The organism is Pseudomonas sp. BN515, from assembly GCF_029873155.1.
Classification (GTDB): Bacteria; Pseudomonadota; Gammaproteobacteria; order Pseudomonadales; family Pseudomonadaceae; genus Metapseudomonas.
This window is the reverse complement of sequence record NZ_SSOH01000088.1, coordinates 45,766-70,358: the sequence shown is the minus strand read 5'-3', so window position 1 is coordinate 70,358 and position 24,593 is coordinate 45,766. Positions and strand designations below refer to the sequence as shown.

Annotated in this window: 15 protein-coding genes; 8 read left to right on the top strand and 7 right to left on the bottom strand. The window is 65.3% G+C overall.

Going from position 1 to position 24,593, the window contains the following annotated elements:
- Positions 1-18 precede the first annotated feature (18 nt).
- Both E8E91_RS24930 and rlmKL read right to left on the bottom strand, forming a co-directional pair.
- Complete coding sequence (locus tag E8E91_RS24930; protein ID WP_280379667.1) at positions 19-2,796, bottom strand: diguanylate cyclase; 2,778 nt, start codon at positions 2,794-2,796, stop codon at positions 19-21.
- A gap of 173 nt (positions 2,797-2,969) precedes the next feature.
- Positions 2,970-5,147, bottom strand: coding sequence for a bifunctional 23S rRNA (guanine(2069)-N(7))-methyltransferase RlmK/23S rRNA (guanine(2445)-N(2))-methyltransferase RlmL (rlmKL, locus tag E8E91_RS24925; protein WP_280379665.1), 2,178 nt, complete (start codon positions 5,145-5,147; stop codon positions 2,970-2,972).
- Between the two features lie 432 nt (positions 5,148-5,579).
- Between rlmKL and E8E91_RS24920 the strand changes: the two genes are divergently transcribed.
- Positions 5,580-5,795 carry a ribosome modulation factor gene (locus E8E91_RS24920; protein WP_151132935.1) on the top strand — a complete coding sequence of 72 codons (216 nt, stop codon included), beginning with the start codon at positions 5,580-5,582 and terminating at the stop codon, positions 5,793-5,795.
- 99 nt (positions 5,796-5,894) lie between these two features.
- On the opposite strand, the gene E8E91_RS24915 is transcribed toward E8E91_RS24920, so the two are convergent.
- Complete coding sequence (locus tag E8E91_RS24915; protein ID WP_280379663.1) at positions 5,895-6,917, bottom strand: quinone-dependent dihydroorotate dehydrogenase; 1,023 nt, start codon at positions 6,915-6,917, stop codon at positions 5,895-5,897.
- A 57-nt stretch (positions 6,918-6,974) separates the two neighbouring features.
- Complete coding sequence (locus E8E91_RS24910) at positions 6,975-7,196, bottom strand: DUF2835 domain-containing protein (RefSeq protein WP_280372124.1); 222 nt, start codon at positions 7,194-7,196, stop codon at positions 6,975-6,977.
- A 147-nt stretch (positions 7,197-7,343) separates the two neighbouring features.
- On the opposite strand from E8E91_RS24910, the gene E8E91_RS24905 reads away from it, so the two are divergent.
- Positions 7,344-8,213: a DUF6685 family protein gene (locus E8E91_RS24905; protein ID WP_280379661.1), complete on the top strand. Its 870-nt coding sequence runs from the start codon at positions 7,344-7,346 to the stop codon at positions 8,211-8,213.
- A gap of 182 nt (positions 8,214-8,395) precedes the next feature.
- On the opposite strand, the gene E8E91_RS24900 is transcribed toward E8E91_RS24905, so the two are convergent.
- Positions 8,396-13,258, bottom strand: coding sequence for an NAD-glutamate dehydrogenase (locus E8E91_RS24900; RefSeq protein WP_280379659.1), 4,863 nt, complete (start codon positions 13,256-13,258; stop codon positions 8,396-8,398).
- 408 nt (positions 13,259-13,666) lie between these two features.
- On the opposite strand from E8E91_RS24900, the gene E8E91_RS24895 reads away from it, so the two are divergent.
- The 6 genes from E8E91_RS24895 to E8E91_RS24870 all read left to right on the top strand — a co-directional run bounded on the left by E8E91_RS24895 (position 13,667) and on the right by E8E91_RS24870 (position 20,491).
- A complete protein-coding gene (locus E8E91_RS24895; protein ID WP_280372127.1) occupies positions 13,667-14,626 on the top strand; it encodes a MoxR family ATPase in 960 nt (319 codons plus the stop codon).
- Positions 14,627-14,748: 122 nt separating this feature from the next.
- Positions 14,749-15,624 carry a DUF58 domain-containing protein gene (locus E8E91_RS24890; protein ID WP_280379678.1) on the top strand — a complete coding sequence of 292 codons (876 nt, stop codon included), beginning with the start codon at positions 14,749-14,751 and terminating at the stop codon, positions 15,622-15,624.
- Positions 15,621-16,112 carry a DUF4381 domain-containing protein gene (locus tag E8E91_RS24885; RefSeq protein WP_280379657.1) on the top strand — a complete coding sequence of 164 codons (492 nt, stop codon included), beginning with the start codon at positions 15,621-15,623 and terminating at the stop codon, positions 16,110-16,112. The genes E8E91_RS24890 and E8E91_RS24885 overlap by 4 nt, the downstream gene beginning before the upstream one ends.
- A complete protein-coding gene (locus tag E8E91_RS24880) occupies positions 16,105-17,124 on the top strand; it encodes a VWA domain-containing protein (protein ID WP_280379656.1) in 1,020 nt (339 codons plus the stop codon). The genes E8E91_RS24885 and E8E91_RS24880 overlap by 8 nt, the downstream gene beginning before the upstream one ends.
- The gene (locus E8E91_RS24875) at positions 17,121-18,842 is read left to right on the top strand and encodes a VWA domain-containing protein (RefSeq protein ID WP_280379654.1); all 1,722 of its coding nucleotides are present in this window, start codon (positions 17,121-17,123) and stop codon (positions 18,840-18,842) included. The genes E8E91_RS24880 and E8E91_RS24875 overlap by 4 nt, the downstream gene beginning before the upstream one ends.
- Positions 18,842-20,491, top strand: coding sequence for a BatD family protein (locus E8E91_RS24870; RefSeq protein ID WP_280379652.1), 1,650 nt, complete (start codon positions 18,842-18,844; stop codon positions 20,489-20,491). The genes E8E91_RS24875 and E8E91_RS24870 overlap by 1 nt, the downstream gene beginning before the upstream one ends.
- A 600-nt stretch (positions 20,492-21,091) precedes the next feature.
- Here E8E91_RS24870 and E8E91_RS24865 read toward each other — a convergent pair.
- Together E8E91_RS24865 and E8E91_RS24860 are read right to left on the bottom strand one after the other, a co-directional pair.
- The gene (locus E8E91_RS24865) at positions 21,092-23,467 is read right to left on the bottom strand and encodes an RND family transporter (RefSeq protein WP_280379650.1); all 2,376 of its coding nucleotides are present in this window, start codon (positions 23,465-23,467) and stop codon (positions 21,092-21,094) included.
- Between the two features lie 19 nt (positions 23,468-23,486).
- A complete protein-coding gene (locus tag E8E91_RS24860) occupies positions 23,487-24,560 on the bottom strand; it encodes a YCF48-related protein (protein ID WP_280379677.1) in 1,074 nt (357 codons plus the stop codon).
- Positions 24,561-24,593: the final 33 nt, after the last annotated feature.

Sequence of the window (24,593 nt, the reverse complement as noted above, 5' to 3'; positions counted from 1 at the left end):
GGTGCGGGCGGCCATCTCTCACTCGGCGATACGGATCTGATTGCGCCCTGCCTGCTTCGCTGCATAGACGGCCGTATCCACGCGTCGCAGCAGATCATCGGCATCTTCCCCCTCACGCCAGGCGGCGCAGCCGAAGCTGGCGGTCACCTGCCCTACCCCCGGCACGTTCTCCTTCGCCAGCGCCTGCCATAGCGCCTGGGCGACCTGGAATGCCTGTTCGACATTGGTGTCCGGGCAAAGCACGACGAACTCTTCGCCACCCAGCCGGCACAGCACATCGATGCGCCTCAGGCGCTCGCCGACCCGCATGCACAGCGCCTTGAGCACCCGGTCCCCGGCCTCGTGGCCATGGCAGTCGTTGATCTGCTTGAAGTGGTCGACATCCAGCATCACCAGCGCCAGCGGGCCTTCGCGACGCTCGGCGCGAGCGATCTCCAGGTCCAGGCGCTCCTGGAAATAGCGCCGGTTGTAGACGCCGGTCAGGGCGTCGGTGATCGAGAGCGCACGCAACTCCTGCTCCACCAGCTTGAGCCCGGTGATGTCGGTGATGTAGCCATGCCAGAGCACGGCGCCATCCTCCCCGCGTTCGGGTACCGATTCCCCGCGTAGCCAGCGCAGGCCCTGGCGCGGCAGCAGCACGCGGAAATCCTCGCGCCAGGGTGTGAGCAATTCGGCGGAGCGGCGGATCGAACTCTGCACCCGCTCCAGGTCATCGGGATGGACGCGCTCCAGCAGGCCCATCGCGTCGTCCCGTACCGTTTCCGGGTCCACTTCGAAGACTTCAAGGATGCCGGCGCTGGTGTAGGGGAAGCTGAAGTGCTCGTTCGGTTCCATGCGGAACTGGTAAAGCACGCCGGGCACCCGCGCGCTGAGCTTCTCCAGCAGACGATCGCGGGCTTCCAGGGCCTGCTGCACGTGCTTGCGCTCGGTGATATCGATCGCCACCCCCAGGTAGCCCACCAGCACTTCGCGCTCGTCACGCACACCGGTGAGGATCAGGCTCCCGATAAGACGACTGCCGTCACTGCGCTGGAAGGTCCACTCCTGCTCGTCGAAGCGATCCCCCGCCGTGACCTCCTCTACATAGGCCTGGAAATCCGGAACCAGCTTGCCCAAACGCTGCCCGAGCGCCCGGCAGCGCTCCGCCACCTCGCTCTCCAGATGCAGCACCACCGGATGGCGGCCGATCATTTCCACGGCCCGGTAGCCAAACATGCGCTCGGCGCCGACGTTGAACTGAAGGATGGCGCCACGCAGGTCAGTGCTGACGATCGCCACCTGGGTCGCGGCATTCAGCAGGCCGCGGAGCTGGCCGTGCGCCATGGCCAGTTGCAGTTCCACCGCCTTGTTGGAGCTGATGTCGGTCTGGGTGCCGATCATTCGCTGGGGCAAGCCATCGGCCCCCCGCTCCACCACCTTTCCGCGATCCAGCACCCAGATCCAGCGGCCGTCCTTGTGCAGCATGCGGTGCTGGCTCTGGTAGACCGCGCTGGCACCGCGCAGGTGGCGTTCCAGCTCCGCCCGTGCCAGTGGCTGGTCCTGGGGATGGATCAGCCGCCCGCGCGCCTCCAAGCTGTCATCCACCTCATGCTCCCCATAGCCGAGCATGGTTTTCCAGCCACGGGAGAGAAAGACGCGCCCGGATTGCGGCTCCCAGTCCCAGACGCCGTGACCGGCGCCATCCAGGGCAAAGCTCCAGCGTTCCTCGCTGAGCTGCAGCTCGACCTCGCGCTCACGCAAGGCTTCGGTGCGCTCGGCCACCAGCGCCAAGGCGTTCTGCCGCTGGTTGACCATCAGCAGCAGGTAGCCCGCCAGCAGCAGCGTGAATACCAGGCCGCTGAGCGCCACCAGATCGGCCGTGGACAATGTGTCTTCCGCGAGGAAGTCCGCGCTGGGGACCACCTCCAGCAGGTACTGGCGGTCGCCGAAGGGCACCACCCGGCGCTGCAGCAGATCGCTCTCCGGAGCCTCGGCGCTCTGGTAGATCAGCGTCTCGTGGCCATCCTCGCTGACATCGCTGACCCGCATCACCAGGCTTGCCAGGTTGTCCGGCGCAATGGCCGCTTCCATCTCCAGGTTGAGGCTGAGCACCGACACCACAAAACCGCGCAGGCGCTCATCGCTTGGCGGAGTGCCGTCGTAGACCGGCGCCAGCATGACCACGCCGCTGGCCTCACGCTCCACCACACCGATCACCCGCACCCGCTCGGTAACGGTGACGCCATGGCTGCTCCGCGCCTTGGCGATGGCGGCACGGCGCTGCGGGCTGGAGTTCAGGTCCATCCCCAGCGGCACCTGGTCGATGCGCGAGGTCACGCTGTAGTAGACCGGGAAATACTCCGGCCGAAGCGGACTGGTCACCAGGCTGTCGCCCTTCAGATCACGGATGGCAAAGCCCGCCATTCCCTCTTCACGGGCACGGGCCTCGAACTGCTCCCGCTCGTTTCCGGCGATGCGCGGCACCCACGAATAGACCAGGGTGTCGCCCAGCAGGGGGCCGACGAATCCCTGGAATTCGCCAAGGGTGACTTCATGGGAATTGTTGAAGAAGCGCTGGACGGCATCCAGTTCCTTGAGCTGCCCGTCCAAACGCTCCTGGATGCGGCTGATGCGCTCGCCAGCGGCCAGATTGAAACGCGCGCGCAACTGGTTCTCTTCGACGCTGCGCACCGCCTGGCTGAGCAGGAGGGTAAGCGCCGCACCGCCGAAGACGACCAACAGGCAAACCAGCCACACCAGCGGGCGGCCGGACAGCAATGCCGACAGGGTCAGTTTTTCCGGCGCAAGCGACTGCATGCTCACATCTCGAATCTGGGTGTGGAAATACCGTCCCTGTGAGCATCAACATAGCTAGGTAGTGGCACTTTGCCTAGGCGCGCGCATGGGCAGCCGACCGTCCCAGGCAAACGCCGGACGGCCGGAACCCCGGCGGGTCCATCGGAAAGCTGGCAGCGAGGCGCGCAGGCGCCTCAGCGGGTGGTCAGGCGCCAGGCGCGGTGGATCTTCGCATTGCGTGCGAAGTCCGGGTCCAGGGTCTCGGCGCTGATTTCGGTAACCGCGTAGCGCGACTCCAACCCCTCATCCAGCTGGAATTTGCGGAAGTTGTTGGAGAAGTACAGGACGCCACCGGGCGCCAGGCGCGCCATGGCCAGGTCCAGCAGCTGGACGTGGTCGCGCTGCACGTCGAACACCCCCTCCATGCGCTTGGAGTTGGAGAAGGTCGGCGGGTCGATGAAGATCAGGTCGTACTCGCCACGGTCCTCCGCGAGCCAGGCCATCACGTCACCCTGCTGCAACCTGTGCTTGTCGGAGAAACCATTCAGCGACAGGTTGCGCCGTGCCCAGTCCAGGTAAGTCTTGGACAGGTCGACGCTGGTGGTGGTGCGCGCGCCACCCTTGGCCGCGTGCACGCTGGCGGTGGCCGTGTAGCAGAAGAGGTTGAGGAAGCGCTTCCCGGCCGCCTCGCGCTGGATGCGCAGGCGGATCGGGCGGTGGTCGAGGAACAGGCCGGTGTCCAGGTAATCGGTGAGGTTCACCAGCAGCTTCACGCCGCCCTCGCTCACTTCCGTGAAACGCCCTTCGCTGCCCTGGCGCTCGTACTGGCGGGTACCGCTCTGGCGCTCGCGACGCTTGACCACCACGCGGGCCGGGTCCACATCCAGCGCCTGGGGAATCGCCGCCAAGGCGTCGAGCAGGCGTGCCTGGGCCTTTTCCGGGTCGATGGAACGGGGCGGCGCGTATTCCTGCACGTGCACCCAGTCGCCATAGAGGTCGACGGCCAGGGCGTATTCGGGCATGTCGGCGTCATACAGGCGATAGCACTGGATACCGTCCTTGCGCGCCCACTTGCCCAGTTGCTTGAGGTTCTTCTGCAGGCGGTTGGCGAACATCTGCCCGCCCTCGGAGAGACGCGCGGGCTCGGCGCGCGGAGTGGCACGGTCGCCCTCACCGGCCGCACGGCGTTCGCCGGTCACGAACTGCTCCGGCAGTACCTTGAGCAGCAGCAGCTTGCACGCCAGGGCGCCGTTCCAGAAGGCGTACTGCTTGTGGCTGCGGATACCCATGCGCTTGCCCAGTTCCGGCGCGCCGGTGAATACCGCCGCTTCCCAGCCCATGCAGGCCTGGCGCAGGCGCTCGCCGAGGTTCTGGTAGAGATAGAGCAGGCTGGCTTCGTCGCCCAGTCGTTCGCCATAGGGCGGGTTGCTGATGACCAGGCCCTTCTGGTTCTGGTCCGGACGCGGCTCGAAGGTCGCCAGCTCGCCCTGATAGATCTTCACCCAGTCGCCGAGGCCGGCGCGCTCGATGTTGTTGCGACCCGGCTGGATCAGGCGCGGGTCCGCTTCATAGCCACGAATCCACAGCGGCGGCTTGGCCAGACCCGCATCGGCACGAACCTGGGCTTCTTCGTGAAGCTTCTTCCACAGCGCCGGTACGTGGCCCAGCCAGTTGGAGAAACCCCAGCGCTCGCGCTTGAGGTTGGGCGCCATGTCGGCGGCCATCATCGCGGCCTCGACCAGGAAGGTACCGACACCACACATGGGGTCGGCCAGGGCACCGCCCTCGGCAGCGATGCGCGGCCAGCCGGCGCGGATCAGGATGGCCGCAGCCAGGTTCTCCTTCAGCGGTGCGGCGCCCTGCTGCAGGCGGTAGCCACGTTGGTGCAGGCTGTGGCCGGCCAGGTCGATGGAAAGGATCGCCTCGCCCTTGTCCAGGCGCAGGTGAATGCGCAGGTCGGGGTTCACCTTGTCCACGGAGGGGCGCACGCCGTCGGCACTGCGCAGCTTGTCCACCACCGCGTCCTTGACCTTGAGCGCACCGAAGTGGGTGTTGTCGATACCCGAGCCGTGGCCGCTGAACTCCACCGCCAGGCTGCCGCTGGGCATCAGGTGGTCATGCCAGTCCACCGCCAGCACGCCCTGGTAGAGGTCCTCGGCGTTCTGCACCGGGAAGCGTCCCAGCACCAGCAGCACCCGGTTCGCCAGGCGGGACCAGAGGCAAAGGCGGTACGCGGTTTCCAGGTCACCCTGGCCACGCACGGCGGCAACCTGCTCGCGCACCTCCTGCAGTCCGAGTTGCGCGGCCTCTTCGGCCAGCAGGCCCTCCAGGCTCTTCGGGCAGGTGAGGAAAAGTTCGTAGCGGTCCGACATTGGAATTCCAGGGCCCATTCGAGGCGATCAGCGGCACAGAACCTGAGCTGTGCGGTAACAAAATATGTGACGTAAGGTCGCAGAACGGCCCTTCGTCGGAATGAAAAGTCATCAGATTCGTGCGCCAGACGAAATGGCACAGCGACATCATTGATCCGGCCAGCCCCGACGCTACGGGGCTTAGACCGAAAAGTGGCAAAAAATGCTTCCGTCAGCTTATGGCCGTTGCCACCTACAAGTTACGTCCTTATGACAAAACGATCATTCACATGCCTGGGGGCATTGGTTAGAAATCAGCTTAACCCGCCGCCGCAATGGCAGTGGATGAAGGGGCGTCACGCCGGCAACGCACCTTCGGGGCAGAGCACTTTCTGCCAGGTTCCACCTGTGGAACCAATGGACATAACAGTCAACAAATGAGGGCTACACCCTATGAGAAGACTTAAGCGTGATCCGATGGAACGAGCATTCTTGCGCGGCTATCAGCACGGCATCAATGGCAAATCCCGCGATCTTTGTCCTTTCACCCATCCCACCACACGGCAAGCCTGGATCAACGGTTGGCGCGAGGGCCGTGGCGATAACTGGGATGGCTACACCGGCGCCGCCGGTATTCATCGTCTGAACGAACTCCACGCCGTCGGCTGACACTGGATCACACCGACTTCACCAAGCACGCCCCATCCGGGCGGCGGGCGCAAGCCCAGGGGCTCCCAAGCGGGAGCCCTTTTTATTTGTGCTCGATATTTACTTCTGCAGACCGGCGATGGCATCCACCGCCTCGCGAATCAGCGCCGGTCCCTTGTAGATGAAGCCCGAGTAAATCTGCACCAGGCTCGCGCCAGCAGCGATCTTCTCCGCGGCATGATGGCCTTCGGTGATGCCACCGACCGCGATGATCGGCAGACGGCCACCCAGCTCGCCGGCCAGCACTTTCACGGTATTGGTGCTCTTGTCGCGCACCGGCGCGCCAGAAAGGCCGCCGGCCTCTTCGCCATAGGGCAGGCCTTCGACGCCTTCACGACCGAGGGTGGTGTTGGTGGCGATCACCGCGTCCATGCCCGATTCCAGCAGTGCCTGGGCAACCATCGCGGTTTCTTCGTCGCTCATGTCCGGCGCGATCTTGATGGCCAGCGGCACGTGCCTGCCGTGCTGGGCGGCCAGGCTTTCCTGGCGGCTGCGCAGCGCTTGCAGCAGCTGCTTCAGCGAATCACCGAACTGCAGGCTGCGCAGGCCGGGGGTGTTCGGCGAGCTGACGTTCACCGTCACGTAGCTGGCGTGGGCGTACACCTTGTCCAGGCAGATCAGGTAGTCATCCACCGCACGCTCGACAGGCGTGTCGAAGTTCTTGCCGATATTGATGCCCAGCACGCCGTCGTACTTGGCCGCACGCACGCGCGCCAGCAGGTGGTCGACACCCAGGTTGTTGAAGCCCATGCGGTTGATGATGGCTTCGGCCTGGGGCAGGCGGAACAGCCGCGGCTTGGGGTTGCCCGGCTGCGGACGCGGAGTCACGGTACCGATCTCGACAAAGCCGAAGCCCAGTTGGGCGAAGCCGTCGATGGCGTCGCCGTTCTTGTCCAGGCCGGCGGCCAGGCCTACCGGGTTGGGAAACTCCAGCCCCATCACCTTCACCGGCAGGCTCGCCGGCGCCTTGGTCAGCAGGCGGTTGAGACCAAGACGGCCACCGGCACCGATTAGGTCGATGGACAGTTCGTGGGAAGTTTCCGGGGACAGGGAGAAGAGCAGCTCGCGGGCCAGTTTGTACATGGTCGGTCGGGCATCGATCGGCGATATGGGCCGGCGATTATAGCTGCGCAGCCCCCGTCACGCGAGGCGGCGCAGGCTGAGGAGCTTGCCGTCAGCGGAAAAATCCAGCTCGAAGGTACCGCTCACTCCCCCGTGCCCCAGGTGCGGGCGCAGATGCCGTGCCGGCAGGCTGACCTTGCGGCCGTCACGGCTGCGCAACAGCACACGGTTGGCCCGACCTTGATAGACTGCGAGGAATTCGTCCGCAGTCAGGGAAATATCCAGCACCAGGCTGGGCATGGAGGCATCCTCGACAATGAAGAGCTGGATTCTGCCACACCCTCCGTTCGCTCTCGCTCCTCGCCAGGCAGAATTGCCCGACACCCGGTTCGCACAGCCAGCAAGCCTCTGCCACACTGCCACCCGTGACCGGGGAGTATTCAGGCCATGAGTGAGATGCAGCCAACACCTTTGAGCGCCCGCCTGGCTGCAATCGCCCAGCGTTTCGGCTTCGGTAATTCGCCTCGCAAGGTGTTCGAGCGAGCCAGCCAGTTGCGCCTGCCCTTCCAGCAACTGCACCTGCCCGAGGACACCATCTGGTGGCAGTCCGGCCCACCATTGCAGCGGCTGGTGGAGTTACCACGCGGAGCGCTGTCCGGTCCGGTCCAGGACGACAAGGCTGAAGCCCATGCCGTTCTGGTTGGGGTGGTCAAGCGCAGCGAACAACGCCTTCCCAGCTTCGACCTGCGCCAGATCGACGGACTTTGCGGCAACGACCACGAACCAACTCCCTCCCCCAGCTTCGAGGACTACCTGGCCGGCCTGGACAGCCGCAAGGTGCGAATCATCAGCTACAAGGACTTCGTCAAGGCCATCAGCCTCCCCCTGCCACGCTTCCTCACCGGCGAGCCCATCAGCCTGCTCCGGGCCGATTGGTACGGCTATCGCGTGTTCTGGAGCGGCGAGCAGCACGTCGAGGCGTTCGCCGCCTCCATTGCCTATGCCCGACTGCGCGCACTGGAAGCCACCCTCCCCGCCGAGATCACCGACTACAGCCTCGATCCCGACGGCCTGGCCGTGCTGGACGAGCGCTACCACGTCCTGGCGATGCCAGCGCAGGCCTGGAGCGATCCGGCCTTCATGGGTCTGCTGTTGGACGGTGGCATCCCCTATTCGCGCCTGACCATCCTGCGCAACTCCGGCACCCCGGAGTTCATCCTGCTGCCCAAGAAGCACGCCGAAGCCACAGCGCTGGGTGAAGGCTTGCGGCTGGCCGGGGCAGCGGATGTGGTGAAGTACCTGCGAGCGCTGGGCTAGGTCCTCCACGACCCCCTCGCTATAGAGCCGGTGCGCACGGCGCACCCTACCGCACCTGGTCGACCGTAGGGTGCGCTGCGCGCACCGATTCCGATGCACAAACCTGATGCCCCATTCTCCAGGCCAAAAAAAGCCCCGCCGGAGCGGGGCTAGAGCACTAAAAACTTACGACATCACGGGCATCAGGGAATGCATACGCCGTGCTGGCCGCTCTGGGCCAGGTCCATGAGCTCGCGGTTGGCCACTGCGTACATGGCATAGTCAGTGGCGGTGGAGGCGCGCAGTTCGACCAGCATGACCTTCCAGCGGTCCACCAGGGCACGGTGCTGGTCCAGCCACAGCGCTACGCGCTCCTCGACGTCCGCCGGACCTTCGTTCATTTGCAGGACGGAGACGGTAATCGCCCGCTGCTGCCAGTCCAGGTCGTCGCGGAAGGCTTCCCGCGCCAGCGCTTGCCAGTTGCTTTCCACCGGCAGGCTGGTGATCTGCTGCAGGTACCAGGACAGGTCCAGCGCGCCGCCGACGGCGAAGTAGGCAGTGGCGACTTCGGCGGTGTCCTTGCCGGTGACGTCCGACGCCTCGATGATCGGCAGCAGCGTGTACAGGTGGCTGGTGCCAGCCACGACGCGAGCCAGGTCCTCGGGGGCGCCTGCCTCGACGTAGGACTGGTAGCGCGCCAGCCACTGCTCGCGGGACGGGCCTTCCAGCAGCTCGTCCAGGCGGCCGGCCAGGGCCTCCACGCGCGGGAGGAAGTGGTTCACGTCACGGGCGGCGTTCTGGTCTTCGCGACGGCTACGCAGGAACCAGCGAGTAGCACGGCGGCCCAGGCGCATCAGCTCGTCCATCAGGGTCAGCTGCAGCTCGGCCGGCACCTTGTAGTCCAGGGCCTCGATCTGCTTCCACCAGTGCGGCAGGCGGAACACATCGCGCACCACCACATAGGCGCCCGCCACGTTGGCCGCACTCATGCCGGTGGACTCCTTCAGGCGCTGCACGAAGGTGATGCCCATGTGGTTGACCAGGTCGTTGGCGATCTGGGTGCTGATGATTTCGCGCTTCAGGCGGTGGCGACGCATGGACTCGCCGAAGGTCTCGGCCAGACGTGCCGGGAAGGCGGTTTCCATTTCCTGGGCCAGGTAGTCGTCGTCCGGCACCAGGGATTTGAGCAGCGACTCCTTGAGGTCGATCTTGCTGTAGGAGATCAGCACCGACAGCTCGGGACGGGTCAGGCCCTGGCCATTGGCGATGCGCTCGTTCAGCTCTTCGTCTGCGGGCAGGAACTCCAGGCCACGGTCCAGCTTGCCGGCCGCTTCCAGAGCGGTCATCAGGCGCTTGTACTCGCCGATCTTCTCGCGAGCGCGGCGCTGTGCCAGGGAGAGCGCCTGGGTCTGCTTGTAGTTGTTGCCCAGCACCAGGTTGCCCACGTCATCGGTCATCTCGGCCAGCAGCTTGTTGCGCTGTTTGCCGGTCATGTCGCCATTGGCCACGATCTCGTTGAGCAGGATCTTGATGTTGACCTCATGGTCCGAGCAGTCCACGCCGCCGGCGTTGTCGATGAAGTCGGTGTTGCTGGCGCCACCGTTGAGGCCGTACTCGACGCGGCCCAGCTGGGTCATGCCCAGGTTGCCGCCCTCGCCCACCACCTTGGCGCGCAGTTCGCGGCCGTCTACGCGCAAGGCGTCGTTGGCCTTGTCGCCCACGTCCGCGTGGCTTTCGCTGCTGGCCTTGACGTAGGTGCCGATACCGCCGTTCCAGAGCAGGTCGACCGGCGCCTTCAGCAGCGCATTCAGCAGTTCGGTGGGGGTCAGCTTGTCGGCTTCGATCTCGAAGCGCTGCTGCATCTGCGGGCTGATGGCGATGCTCTTGGCACTGCGCAGGAAGATGCCGCCGCCTTCGGAGATCAGCTTGGTGTCGTAGTCGGCCCAGGAAGAACGCGGCAGCTCGAACATGCGCTGGCGCTCGACGAAGCTGGAAGCCGCGTCCGGGTTCGGGTCGATGAAGATGTGCATGTGGTTGAAGGCAGCCACCAGTTGCAGCTTGTCCGACAGCAGCAGGCCGTTGCCGAACACGTCGCCGGCCATGTCGCCGATGCCGATCACGGTGAAGTTGTCCTTCTGCACATCGATGCCGCGCTCACGGAAGTGACGCTGCACCGATACCCAGCCGCCCTTGGCAGTGATGCCCATGCCCTTGTGGTCGTAGCCGGCCGAACCGCCGGAGGCGAAGGCGTCGCCCAGCCAGAAGCCATATTCCTGGGCAATTCCGTTGGCGATGTCGGAGAAGGTCGCGGTGCCCTTGTCGGCCGCCACTACCAGATAGGGGTCATCGACGTCATGGCGCACCACGTTGGCCGGCGGCACCACCTTGCCTTCCTTGAGGTTGTCGGTGACATCCAGCAGGCCGGAAATGAAGATGCGATAGCAGGCAATGGCCTCGGCCTGGATATCGTCACGGCTGCCGCCCACCGGCAGGCGACGCGGAATGAAGCCGCCCTTGGCGCCCATGGGCACGATCACGGCGTTCTTCACCTGCTGCGCCTTCACCAGGCCCAGCACTTCGGTACGGAAGTCTTCTTCACGGTCGGACCAGCGCAGGCCGCCGCGCGCCACGTCGCCGAAGCGCAGGTGCACGCCTTCAACCCGCGGCGAGTAGACGAAGATCTCGAACTTGGGCACCGGACGCGGGATTTCGGGAATCAGGCGCGGGCTCAGTTTGAAGCTGAAGTAGGACTTGTTCTGGCCAGCCGCGTCGGGCTGATAGAAGTTGGTGCGCAGGGTCGCCTTGATCAGGTCCAGGTAGCGACGCAGGATGCGGTCTTCGTTGAGCACCGCGACATTGTCCAGCTCACCGAGGATGGCCTGCTCCAGCTTCTGCTGCTTGTCGTCCAGGTCATCAGCCGCCAGCTTGCGCGCCAGGTAGAAGCGGGTCTTGAACAGGCGCACCAGTTCCTTGGCGATGTTGGCGTGGTTCAGCAGGGTGCTGGCGATGTAGGACAGGTCGAAGCCCAGGCGGATCTGCTTCAGGTAGCGCGCATAGGCACGCAGCAGGGCCACATCGCGCCAGGGCATGGCGGCGGTCAGCACCAGGCGGTTGAAGGCATCGTTCTCGGCATGGCCACCAACGATATGCACGAAGGCGTCCTGCAGGGTGTCGTTGAGTTCCTGGAGATCGACTTCATCGCCCAGGGCGCTGGTGAAGGCGAAGTCGTGGATCCAGTACTGGCGACCGTCCTGGCGCACCAGGCGGTAGGGGAACTCGCCCAGCACGCGCAGGCCGAGGTTCTCCAGGATCGGCAGCACATCGGACAGCGCCAGCGGGTTGTCAGCGTGGTACAGCTTGCAATGCAGCTGCTGCTCACCCTGGGCCAGCGGCTGGTAGAAGCTCATCACCAGCGGGCGCTCGTCGGACAGGCTGTACAGGTGCTGCATGTCCACCACCGCCGAGTGCGGGGCGAAGCGCTCGCGATAGCCGGCCGGGAAGCCTTTCGGGAAGTCGGCCAGCACGCGGGTGCCCTGCCCTTCGCCGAAGCTTTCGTTGATCAGGCTGGCATAGTCGTCCTTCCAGGAACGGCAGGCCTGGATGACTTCCTTCTCCAGCATCGCCGTATCGACGTGCAGCTTGTTCTTCGGATCGAGGCGCAGGATGAACTGCACCCGCGCCAGCACGGATTCGGAGAAGAAGGTCCAGAACTCGCAATCGCTGGCCTGCAGGCGCTCCATCAGGATCTGCTGGATCTTCAGGCGGGTCTCGGTGGAGTAGACGTCACGCGGGACATAAGCCAGGGCGTAAGCGAAGCGGCCATAGGGATCGCGGCGCAGGAACAGGCGGATCTTGTTGCGTTCCTGCATCTGCACGATGGACATGGCGGTGGTGAACAGATCGTCCACCGGGGTCTGGAACAGGTCGTCGCGCGGCAGCACTTCCAGTACCTGGGCCAGTTCCTTGCCCAGGTGGGCCTTGGCATCGAAGCCGGAGCGGCGCTGGATCTCGGCCACCTTGCGGCGGATGTAGGGGATGCGGCCGACGCTTTCGGCGTACACGGCCGAGGTGTAGAGGCCCATGAAGCGGCACTCCTTGATCACCTTGCCCTTGGCATCCAGTTCACGGATGGACACGAAGTCCGGGTAGGCCGGACGGTGCACACGGCTTGGCTCGGCAGCCTTGGCGAAGGACAGCAGCATCGGCCCGCGCAGATACTCCAGAGCCTCGGTCTCGATATGCAGCTCTTCCTTCTTCAGGCCAGCGCGACGCAGCCTGGAGACACCCAGCAGGGATTTCTCGTCATAGACCAGGTGGCCGCCGCTCTTCTCGTCGGCCACGGTGAATTCTTCATAACCCAGGAAGGTGAAGTGGTCGTCCAGCAACCAGTCCATGAACACCTTCACTTCGGCCAGCTCTTCGCCATCGACCTTGAGCTTGGCCTTGTCCAGCCAGGCCAGCAGTTCCTGGGCCTTGGCCTTCATCGGCTTGAAATCGGCCACGGCCACGCGGACATCGCCCAACACTTCCAGCAGGGCCTTTTCCAGGGTCTTCATGGCGCCGTTGTTGGCGCAGCGGTCGATCTCCAGGAACATCATCGATTCCTGGCGCACGTCCTTGCCCTGGGTGCCCTTGGGCAGGACTTCCACCAGGTCGCCCTTGGCATTGCGGCGCACGCTGATGACGTTGTTCTGCAGGGTGTGGATGCTGTAGCCGCGGCGGTTCAGCTCCATGCGAACCGAGTCGACGAGGAACGGGATGTCCGGGTGCAGCACTTCCACGGCGGTGTGGGTGGATTGCCAACCGTGCTTCTCGTAGTCGGGGTTGAACACCCGCACTTCAGGGTTGGCGGGGTCGAAGCGCTCCAGCAGGCGCCAGGACGAGAGGGTGCAGCCGACAAGGTCGGACAGCCGGCGCTGGGTCAGTTCGTCGAGCGCGATGATGCCGAAGAATTGCTCGGCGAACAGGGCTACTTGTGGCAACGCCTTTTCGCTGACGTGCTGCGCCAGGGCCGCTTGCAGTTGGTGCTGGAAGTCGGCTTTGCTGGCTGCGGTGAAGGACGTCATGGTTGTGCTCCGCTGGGCTCGTTTCGTTGGAATTAAGCGTAGAACGCCTACGTGCGGAGGAAGGGCCACAGGTCGATCCGGGCAGTGTGACCCTGCTCCGGGAGAACGCCGGGGGACAACTGCGACCCGGCGGTCACCATTGCCGCGAAAGCTTAACGAGGGAGTAATGCGGGACGCTTACGGCGCTGCGACATATTCGTTCAATCAGAGTCCGCTTTTACCAATGCCGTACTCTCGACCCGAAGGTGTAGGAATGGGCCGCGCAACGCCCACGAATATTCGTCCGCGTCACGGAACCATCGCCTGAATTCAGGCTCTTCTAGGCCGCCTCCCCTGGTCTGGATTAAAGTTATGCGTCATCACCTGAGGGCTTACAGCTCTCTTTTCCCCAGTTCAACGAGCCCATCGATGGAACACCGTGAAGCGCTAGTCGCCCTGCGTAACTTCCTTTCCACCCAGATTCTCGGCCAGGAAAAACTCATCGATCGCCTGCTGATCGCGCTGCTAGCCGACGGTCACCTGCTGGTGGAGGGCGCGCCCGGCCTGGCCAAGACCAAGGCCATCAAGGACCTGGCAGACGGCGTGGAAGCCGAGTTCCATCGCATCCAGTTCACCCCGGACCTGCTGCCGGCGGACATCACCGGCACCGAGATCTACCGCCCGGAGAACGGCAGTTTCGTCTTCCAGCAGGGACCGATCTTCCACAACCTGGTGCTGGCCGACGAGATCAACCGCGCACCGGCGAAGGTGCAGTCGGCGCTGCTGGAGGCCATGGCCGAGCGCCAGGTGTCCATCGGCCGCTCGACCTACGACCTGCCGCCGCTGTTCCTGGTGATGGCGACCCAGAACCCCATCGAACAGGAAGGCACCTACCCCCTGCCTGAAGCCCAGCTCGACCGTTTCCTGATGCACGTGCGCATCGGTTTCCCGGATGCCTCGGTGGAACGCAAGATCCTCCAGCAGGCCCGGGGCGAAGCGCTGCACGGCGAAACCAAGGCCGAGCATCAGGTCAGCCAGCAGGCGATCTTCGCCGCGCGCAAGGAAATCCTCGGGCTCTACATGGCCGACGCGGTGGAGGAGTACCTGGTGCACCTGGTCATGGCCACCCGCACCCCGGCCAAGTTCGACCCTGAGCTGGCCGAGTGGCTGGCCTGGGGCGCCAGCCCGCGTGGTTCCATCGCCCTCGACCGCTGCGCCCGCGCCCATGCCTGGATGGCCGGTCGCGACTTCGTCAGCCCGGAAGACATCCAGGCGGTGCTCTTCGACGTGCTACGCCATCGCATTATTCTCTCGTTCGAAGCAGAAGCCGCCGGTATCGACCAGGACCGGGTGATCCAGCGCATCCTGGATGTGGTAGCGGTGGCCTGATGCGCCTGAAAGCGGCGGCCTGGAAGTTCCGGGTCAGGAAGCGCCGCCCGGCGACGCCCGGCGATGCCCCGCCGGCCGCCAGCGCGGAAGGCGTGCATGTGGACCTGGCCGAGCTGATCGACATGCGCCACCGGGTCCGGGAAGTGCAATTATTCTCCAGCCCCGCGCGCCGCAGCCCGCTGATCGGCCTCCACCACTCCAAGCTGCGTGGCCGTGGCGTGGACTTCGACCAGGTGCGTATCTACCAGGCCGGCGACGATGTCCGCACCATCGACTGGCGTGTCACCGCACGTACCCAGGAACCCCATACCAAGCTGTTCCACGAAGAACGTGAGCGGCCGGTGTTCATCATGGTCGAACAGACCCAGCGTCTGTTCTTCGGCACCGGGCTGGTATTCAAGTCGGTGCTCGCCGCCCAAGCCGCCAGCCTCATGGGCTGGGCGGCGCTGGCCCACAACGACCGGGTCGGCGGCCTGGTGTTCAGCGACCATGACCATCACGAAATCAAGCCGCGGCGCAGCAAGCAAAGCCTGCTGCAACTGCTCAGCCGCCTGGCCCGCGCCAATCAGGCCCTCGGCAGCCCGGGCAGCTCACAGCGCGAGGGCTTCAGCCTGGCCCTGCGCCGCGCCCGCGAGGTGCTGCGTCCGGGCAGCCTGGTGGTGATTCTCTGCGACGAACGCGCGCTGTCCGATACCGCCGAACAACAGATCGCCCTGCTCGCCCGCCACACCGACCTGATCCTCATGCCGGTTTCCGACCCACTGGACCACGCCCTGCCTGCTGCCGGCCTGTTGCGCTTCGCCGAGCAAGGCGCCCAACTGGAACTGGATACCCACGCGGCGGACCTGCGCCAGGCCTACCGCGAACAGGGCGAAGCCCGCGTCGCACGCTGGGAACGCCTGGCCCAGCGCCTCGGCGTCCTGCTGCTGCCGCTGTCGACCCAGGAAGGCATGATCGAGCAACTGCGCGACTACCTGCAGCACCGGGGTGCGCGATGAACCCGCTGGATGGGCTGGAGCCGCTCATCGCCCCGGCCGCCATATCGTGGTGGCCCCCCGCTCCCGGCTGGTGGTGCCTGCCACCGCTGCTCGGGTTGCTGGGCTGGGGCCTGTGGCACTGGTGGCAGCGGCAAGTGCGGCAGGATGCCGTGCAAACCGAGCAGCCGCTGGACCCGGCGCGCCAGGCTGCTCTGGATGAACTGTCGCGCCTGTCCAAACCCTATGACGGTGCGCCGGCCGGCCCCTGGTTGCAGGAGCTCAACGGACTGCTCAAGCGTCTTTGCCGCATGCATTACCCCGGAGATCACAGCCACACCCTGAGCGGCCGAGCCTGGCTGGCCTACCTCGACAACCGCTGCCCGGCCGCCGGCCTGACCCGCTGGATGATCCTGGTCGAAGGCGCCTATCGCCCGCAGTGCAAACTGGATGACAAGGCCATCGCCGGCCTCTACCAGTCCGTCGAGACCTGGATCCGCAAGCATGTTTGAGTTCGCCTGGCCCTGGATCTTCATCCTCGCCCCACTGCCCTGGGTGCTGCGCGTGCTGCTGCCGCCGGCGGACAGCGGCGACGCGGCGCTCAAGGTAAGCTTCCTCGCCGACCTCGAAGGCCTGATCGGCCGGCGCGCCCGCGCCAACCTGCCAGCGTGGCGCCAGCAGGCCCCCTTCGTCCTGCTCTGGCTATTGCTGCTCTGCGCTGCCGCCCGCCCGGAATGGGTCGGCGAGCCGCAGCCGATGCCCATCAGCGGTCGCGACCTGCTGCTGGCGGTGGATGTGTCCGGTTCCATGGACTACGCCGACATGAAGTGGGAAGAAGAAGACGTCAGCCGGCTGACGCTGGTGAAGCACTTGATGGGCGAGTTCATCGACGGTCGCCGCGGCGATCGCATCGGCCTCATCCTGTTCGGCAGCCAGGCCTACGTGCAGGCGCCGCTGACATTCGACCGCGAAACCGTGCGCACCTGGCTGGATGAAGCCCTGATCGGCATCGCCGGCAAGAACACCGCCATCGGCGACGCCATCGGCCTGGCAGTGAAACGCCTGCGCCAGCGCCCCGCCAACAGCCGCGTACTGGTCCTGATCACCGACGGCGCCAATACCGGCGGCGAGATCGACCCGCTGACCGCCGCGCGCCTGGCGGCCGAGGAGCAGGTGAAGATCTACACCATCGGTATCGGCGCCGATCCGGAGCAGAGCGACGTGCTCGGCATCCTCGGCCTCAACCCGAGCATGGACCTCGACGAACCCACCCTGACCGCCATCGCCGAACAGACGGGCGGCCAGTACTTCCGCGCGCGCAGCAGCCAGGAACTGGAACAGATCGAGCAAAGCCTCGACCACCTTGAACCGGTGACCCAACGCGCCAGTCAGGCACGCCCGGCCTACTCGCTCTACAGCTGGCCCCTGGCCGGTGCCCTGCTGCTGAGCATCGCGCTGGTCTGCCGCGTGCTCTGGCCCCACGCCCTGCAGCAGCGGCCGCAGTGGCTGCGGAGGCGCACATGATGGAGCTCTGGCCCCACTGGCTGCGCCCTGTCTGGCTGCTTCTGCTGCCCCTGTTGGGCTGGCTGCTCTGGCAACTCTGGCACCGTGAACGCCGCAGCGGGCGCTGGGAGCAACTGCTGCCCCGGGCCTTCCAGCCCTGGCTGCTCAGCGGCGGCCGCCTGGGCAACAACCGCTTGCCCTGGCTGGCCCTCGGCCTGGCCTGGATGCTGTGTCTGGTGGCGCTGCTGGGGCCCAGCTGGCAACTGATGGAACAAAGCACGCAGAAACGTGCCGACCCGTTGGTGGTGATGCTGGAGCTGACGCCATCGATGCTTGCCACCGATATCGCACCGAGCCGCCTGGAGCAGGCCAAGCGCAAGCTGCGCGACTTGCTGGACGCCCGTCGCGACGCGCAGACAGCAATCATCGTCTACGCCGGCAGCGCCCACAGCCTGGTGCCGCTGTCCGACGACCTGATGACCAGCCTCAACCTGATCGACGCCCTGAAGCCCTCGATCATGCCGGAGAAGGGTCACCGCGCCGACCTGGCCGTTGCCAGGGCCCTCAAGTTGCTGGAACAGGGTGCCCAGGGTCAGGGCCGCCTGCTGCTGATTACCAGTGGCCTCGACGAACAGGAACAGACCAGTATCCGCAAGGCCCTCGGGTCCCGCTCGGAGCGTCTGGCCGTCCTCGGTATCGGCACGGCGGCGGGCGCCCCCATCGCCCAGGAGGATGGCGGCTTCCTCAAGGACGACCACGGCGCCATCCTCCTGCCCAAGCTCGACAGTGGCCAGCTGCGCCGATTCGCCGCCGAGCTGGGTGGCCGCTACAGCAGTGTCCAGCTCGATGAAGACGACCTGCGCAATCTGGGCTTGCTCGATGGTCCCGGTAGCCTGCGCGACACCGGCGAAATTGCCCGCCTGGCGGCCTGGGCCGACCAGGGCCACTGGCTGCTGCTTCCCCTGTTGCTGATCGCAGCCTGCGCCGGGCGCCGAGGCTGGTTGTTCTGCCTGCCGCTGTTGCTGGTACTGCCGCGCCCCAGCCTGGCCATGGATTTCGAGGACCTCTGGCTACGCCCGGACCAGCAGGGCCAGCGCCTGTTGCAGGCCCAGCAGCCTGCCGAGGCGGCGCTGCATTTCAACGATCCACGCTGGCAAGGCATGGCGCTCTACCAGGCCGGCGATTACGCCGAGGCCGCCGCTCGCTTCGCCCAGGGCGACAACGCGGCGGACCACTACAACCGCGGCAATGCCCTGGCCCAGGCCGGGGAGCTGGAAGCGGCGATCGACGCCTACGATTCCGCGCTGCAACGCCAGCCCGACCTGGCTGCGGCAAAGAAGAACAAGGCGCTGGTGGAGGAACTGTTGCGGCAGCGCGAGGCCGAAGCCAGTAGCAACGCCCCTGACCAGCAAGGCAGTGAGCAACAACAGGCCGGCCAAGCCGGCGAGCAGAACACGGCGCAAACCCAGTCCGGTGAGCAGGACGCGGACAACAAGGCCCCGCAGCAAGGCAACGGCGAAACCCAGCCGGGGGGCCAGACTCGTTCCGCCACCGGCGGCACCGCCGAAGAAGCTACACCTACGGATGCCACCCAGGCCCAGACCGCCAGTGCCGAACCCCTGGGCGAAGAGCGTCGCCAAGCCCTCGAACAATGGCTGCGGCAGATTCCGGACGACCCCGCCGAACTGCTGCGCCGCAAGTTCTGGTATGAACAGCAACAGCGCCAGGAAGAACAGTGATGACGCGCCTGCTATGCACCCTCCTCCTCAGCCTGGTGGCGTTGGCCGTCCAGGCCGCCGGCTTTTCCGCCAACGTCGACCGGACGCGGCTGAGTGAGGGCGAGACCGTCGAGCTGACCCTCGAATCCTCCGACCCGACCCTGTTCGGCAAGCCTGACCTGGCGCCGCTGGACGCCACCTTCGAGGTGCTCGGCACCCGTCAGATCAACCAGCTCAGCACCCTCAACGGCAAGAACGACCGCGCCACCCGCTGGATCATTACCCTGCAGCCGAAACAAACCGGCTTCGTCACCATTCCGGCGCTGAAGCTGGGCGATGTCCACAGCGCGCCGATCACCCTGCAGGTGGCGAAGGCCGAGAAGTCCGAGAAATCCGGCAGCAGCAACCTCGCCCCGGTGTTCATCGACGCCAGCCTCGACCAGGAAAGCGTCTACGTACAGGCCCAGGCCATCCTCACCCTGCGCATCTACCACTCGGTTTCCCTCTACGACGACAGCAGCCTGAGTCCCCTGCAGATGGACGACGCCCGCGTCGAACAACTGGGCGATCCGCGCACCTACGAGAAAGAAATCAACGGCGTGCGCCACGGCGTGATCGAGGTGCGTTATGCCGTCTTCCCGCAGAAAAGTGGTGTGCTGAACATCCCTCCGCAGGTGTTCAGCGCCACTCTGGTGGACCCTGCCAGCGAAACCGGCTACCAGCCCTTCGGCCCCCGCCCCGGCAAGCAGACCCGGGTGAACTCGCCGCGCATCCCGCTCACCGTGCTACCCAAACCCGCCGACTACCCGGCCGACGTGCCGTGGCTGCCTGCACGCAACCTGGTCCTGACCGAGTCCTGGAGCCCGGACCCCGGCAGCGTACAGACTGGCGACTCGCTGACCCGCAGCCTGATGCTGAACGTCGAAGGCCTTTCCAGCGCGCAGATCCCTCCCCTGCCAGCCACCCAGGCCCAGGGCCTGCGGCGCTATCCCGACCAGCCGCAACTGGGCAACAAGATCGACGAGCGCGGGCTCATTGGCAGCCGCGAAGAGCGCGAAGCGCTGGTGCCCACCACCAACGGCCGCCTGGAATTGCCGGCGGTCAGCATCACCTGGTGGAACACCCGGGATAACCGCCTGGAGCGCAGCGAGATCGCTGCGCGGACCCTGGAGGTCGCCATCAACCCCGAGCTGGAGGCCAACCCGGCGCAGAGCGCGGGAACAGCGGTCGGCAATGCGGTTGTCCTGGCGCGGCTCTGGCCCTGGCAACTCGCCTGCGCCCTGCTCGCCTGCACCACCCTGCTGGGCTTCGGCCTGTGGTGGCGCGCACGTCGCCAGCCGGCGATCCTGCCTACGGTCCAGACCGGCCCGAGTCCGCGCACCCTGCTGGACGAACTGCGCCGCGCCTGCCAGTCCAACGATTCCCACGCCACTCGCCAGGCCCTCGACAACTGGGCCCGCCAGCAGCCGGAAACCCTCGCCGACATGGCCGCCCGCTTCGTACCGCTGTCCGATGCCATGGACGGGCTCAACGGCGCCCTCTACAGCGAAGCCGGCCAGCATTGGCAGGGTGAAGACCTGTGGAAAGCCATCCGCGCCCTCCCCGCTCCCCAGGTGGAACAGCAAACCACGGGCGAGCCGAGCCAGCTGCCGCCGCTTTATCCGCGCTGACCCTCTCCACTCCAGGGTTAGCCTGAGCTTTGCACGTCCCTGCGGGGGGGCGAAGTCATGCGCGAAGGAGGCCGCCGGCCTCCCCTCCGAAGTCCCAGCCAGCCCGGATCTCCCTCACCCCCGCCCTCTCCCAGAGGGAGAGGGGGTTGGTCCGTGCAAGAGGTCGGTCTTCTCACTTTCCCTGTAGGGGCGAATTCATTCGCCAAGCAGGCCGCAGGCCTGCCGTAGGTTGGGCAGAGGAACGAAGCCCAACGCGCGGACGTGACCATGATCGTTGGGCTTCGCTGTGCTCAGCCGCAACCTACGGGTGTTTCCTTGTGGGGACGAATTCATTCGCCAAGCAGGCCGCAGGCCTGCCGTAGGCTGGGCAGAGGAACGAAGTCCAACGCGCGGACGTGACTATGATCGTTGGGCTTCGCTGTGCTCAGCCGCAACCTACGGGTGCTTCCTTGTAGGGGCGAATTCATTCGCCAAGCAGGCCGCAGGCCTGCCGTAGGTTGGTCCGAGCAGCGCGAGGCCCAGCGTTATGCGTAGCAACAACAATCCACGCGCATAAAAAAACCGCGGCCAGGGCCGCGGTTCTTTTTCAAGCGATCAGGCTCAGTGGGCCAGCAGCGAACCACCGACCTTGCCCGCGAGTTTCTCGGGCTTGATCAGGAAGCGCGCCAGGGCAGGCAGCAGCCACAGGGCACCGAACATGTTCCAGAGGAGCATGAAGGTCAGCATCAGACCCATGTCGGCCTGGAACTTGATGGCCGAGAAGATCCAGGTGGCGACGCCGATGGCCAGGCAGAGGCCGGTGAAGAGCACGGCCTTGCCGGTGGACTTCAGGGTCTCGTAGTAGGCCTCTTGCAGCGGCAGGCCGGCACGCAGGAAGCTTTCCAGGCGGCTGTAGATGTAGATGCCGTAGTCGACACCGATACCCACACCCAGCGCGATCACCGGCAGGGTCGCCACTTTCACGCCGATACCCAGCCAGGCCATCAGCGCGTTGCCCAGCACCGAGGTGAGGATCAGCGGCAGCACGATGCACAGGGTCGCGGCAATGGAGCGGAAGGTGATCAGGCACATCACGGCAACGCAGATGTACACCAGGATCAGGATGGTCAGTTCAGCCTGGGCGATCACCTCGTTGGTGGCCGCTTCAATGCCGGCGTTACCGGCGGCCAGGAGGAACTGCAGGCCGTCCTTGTCGTGTTCCTTGGCGAACTCTTCCACGACGGCCACGGCGCGGGACAGGGTCTCGGCCTTGTGATCGTTGAGGAACACCAGCACCGGTGCCAGCGAGCAGTCGGAGTTGTACAGGCCTTCAGCGCGGCTGATGGAGTTGTTCAGCACGTCCTGGTTGCGGGACAGGGTTTCCCACTTCAGGTTGCCTTCGTTCATCCCTTTGATCACCTGCTTGGAGACGGTGACCATGGAGATGGCGGACTGCACGCCCGGCGTGTTCTCCATCTTCCACATCAGCTCATCCACCGGCGCCAGGGCCTCATGGGTGGAGCAGCCCTCGGGGCCGGTCTTGACCATGACCACCAATACGTCAGAGCTGGTGGAGTAGTTGTTGATGATGAAGTTGTTGTCCTGGTTGTAGCGCGAGTCCGGACGCAGTTCCGGAGCGCCCTGGTCGAGGTCGCCGATCTTCAGGTTCTGGCCGTACCACAGACCACCACCGAAGCCGATCAGAGCGATGACCACGGAAATCGGCGCAACCACCGGGTGGGCGAAGTTGGACAGCAGGCGCCAGAACGGATGGTCGCGCTTGGCGTCCTTCTTGCTGCGCTCGATGGCCTTACTGCTGATGCCTACGTAGGAAATGGCAACCGGCAGCAGGATCAGGTTGGTGAAGACGATCACCGCCACACCGATGGAGGCGCCGATGGCCAGCTCGCGGATCACGCCGATGTCGATGATCAGCAGGGTGATGAAGCCCACGGCGTCCGCCAGGATAGCGATCATGCCGGGCAGGAACAGCTGGCGGAAGGTGCGCCGGGCCGCCGTCAGGGCGTTGTCGGCATCACTGGATTGCAGGGCGATACCGTTGATCTTCTGCACGCCGTGAGAAATACCGATGGCGAAGATCAGGAAGGGCACCAGCATCGAGTAGGGGTCGAGACCGAAGCCGACGGTGTGCATCAGGCCCAGCTGCCAGATCACCGCCACCAAGGTGGTGGAGAGCACGGCGATGGTGCTGCGGATACACCAGGTGAACCAGTAGAGCAGCACCAGGGTGATGAGGAAGGCGATGCCGAAGAACATCACCACCATGATCAAACCATCGATCAGGTCGCCCACCTTCTTGGCGAAGCCCACCACGTGGACTTTCACGTTGGGGTTCTGCGCCTGGTACTTGTCGCGGATCTTCTCTTCCAGCTCGTGGGAGAACTGGCGGTAGTCGAGCTTCATCAGCTTGCCCTGGTCGTTCGGGTCCGGGTAGGACTCGAGCAGGGGCACGTCGACGATGCTGGACTTGAAGTTGTTGGCTACCAGGCGGCCGATCTGGCCGGACTTGAGCACGTTGTTGCGCAGCTCTTCCAGGCTCGCCGCGGAGCCGTCGTAGGTCTGCGGGATGACCTCGCCGCCGGCGAAGCCTTCCTCGGTCACTTCAGTCCAGCGAACGCTCGGGCTCCACAGGGACTTCAGGCCGGAACGGTCGACGCCAGGGATGTAGAAGACCTCGTCGTGGATCTGACGCAGGGTCTCCATGTACTCCTTGCTGAAGATGTCGCCGTTGACCGCTTCCACCGAGATACGCACGGTGTTGCCCAGGTTGGCCAGGTCATTGCGGTGTTCGAGCATCTTCTGGATGTACGGATGATGCAGCGGGATCATCTTCTCGAAACTGGTGGACGGCCGTACGTGCATGGCCTGCCAGAAGAGGAAGACACTGACCAGCAGGCAGATGACGATCACCGCCGGCCGGTTGTTGAAGATCAGGCGCTCCAGGAAGGTCGCCTTGTCCTGGTGATGGGTACTCATCGAAACTCTCCGCCTTTTCTTATAGTTGGCCCAGCTCGGCGCCGGTCGGGGACGCTACGCGTACACCGCCCTGTCCCACCAGGATCAGGTTGCCTTTCTCGTCGGCGATGACACTGGCCAGCGACAGTCGATCGCTGCGGTTCACCACGGTGAAGCTGCGGCCACTGTCGGTGCTCTTCAGCACACTGCCGCCGTGGCCGACGACCACCAGGCTGCCATCGGGCAGCAAGGCGCCGCCGGACAGGCCGAACTCCAGTTCACCATTGCCGGCTTTCAGCGGCACGGTTTCCCAGGTGTTGCCGAAGTCCGCGGAACGGAACAGGTGGCCACGCAGACCGTAGGCGATCACGACGCCCGGCTCGGCGGTCCCGAGGGCACCGAACAGCGAGCCCTCGTAGGGGCCTTCGAGGCGCTCCCAGGTCTCGCCCCAGTCGGCGGAACGGAACATGCTGCCGGCCTCGCCTACCACGAACAGACCGGAGTCCTTCACGGCGGCGATGGCATTGAGGTGGTACTGGTCTTCGTTGTCGAGGCGGTCGCTGACGTCTTCCCAGTTCTTGCCACCGTCGCGGGTGGCCAGCAGCGCGCCATAGGCGCCCACGGCGAAGCCGGTGCTGGCATCCTTGAACCAGACGTCCAGCAGCGGGGCTTCCCGTTGCAGGTCTTCGAACTGTTGGGTCCAGGTCGCGCCGCCATCCTCGCTCGCGAGGATCTGCGCGTCGTGGCCGACAGCCCAGCCTTTCTTGTCATCGATGAAGAAGACAGCGGTGAGCATCTGGCGGGTAGGCACCTTGGCCTGGGTCCAGGACTTGCCGTTGTCGTCGGAATAGAGAATGTGGCCACGGTCGCCAACAGCCACCAGGCGCTTGCCCGCGTGGGCGACATCGAGCAGCAGGCTGCTTACGGCCTTGGGCGATTCGATGGAGAGGACGGGTGCATCAGCGGCCAGCGCGGATGCGGTAATGGGCGCAGCGGCTACAGCAAGGACAGAGAGCACACTGAACAGCGAGAGCGCTTTGGCCAGCGGCGAGTGGTAGCGGAACGTCGGCTTGTGGAGGCTATCCACACAGAGGCCGGACGGGGTGCGCCGCATGACGGGCTCACTCATACACCTTTCCCCTTTTTG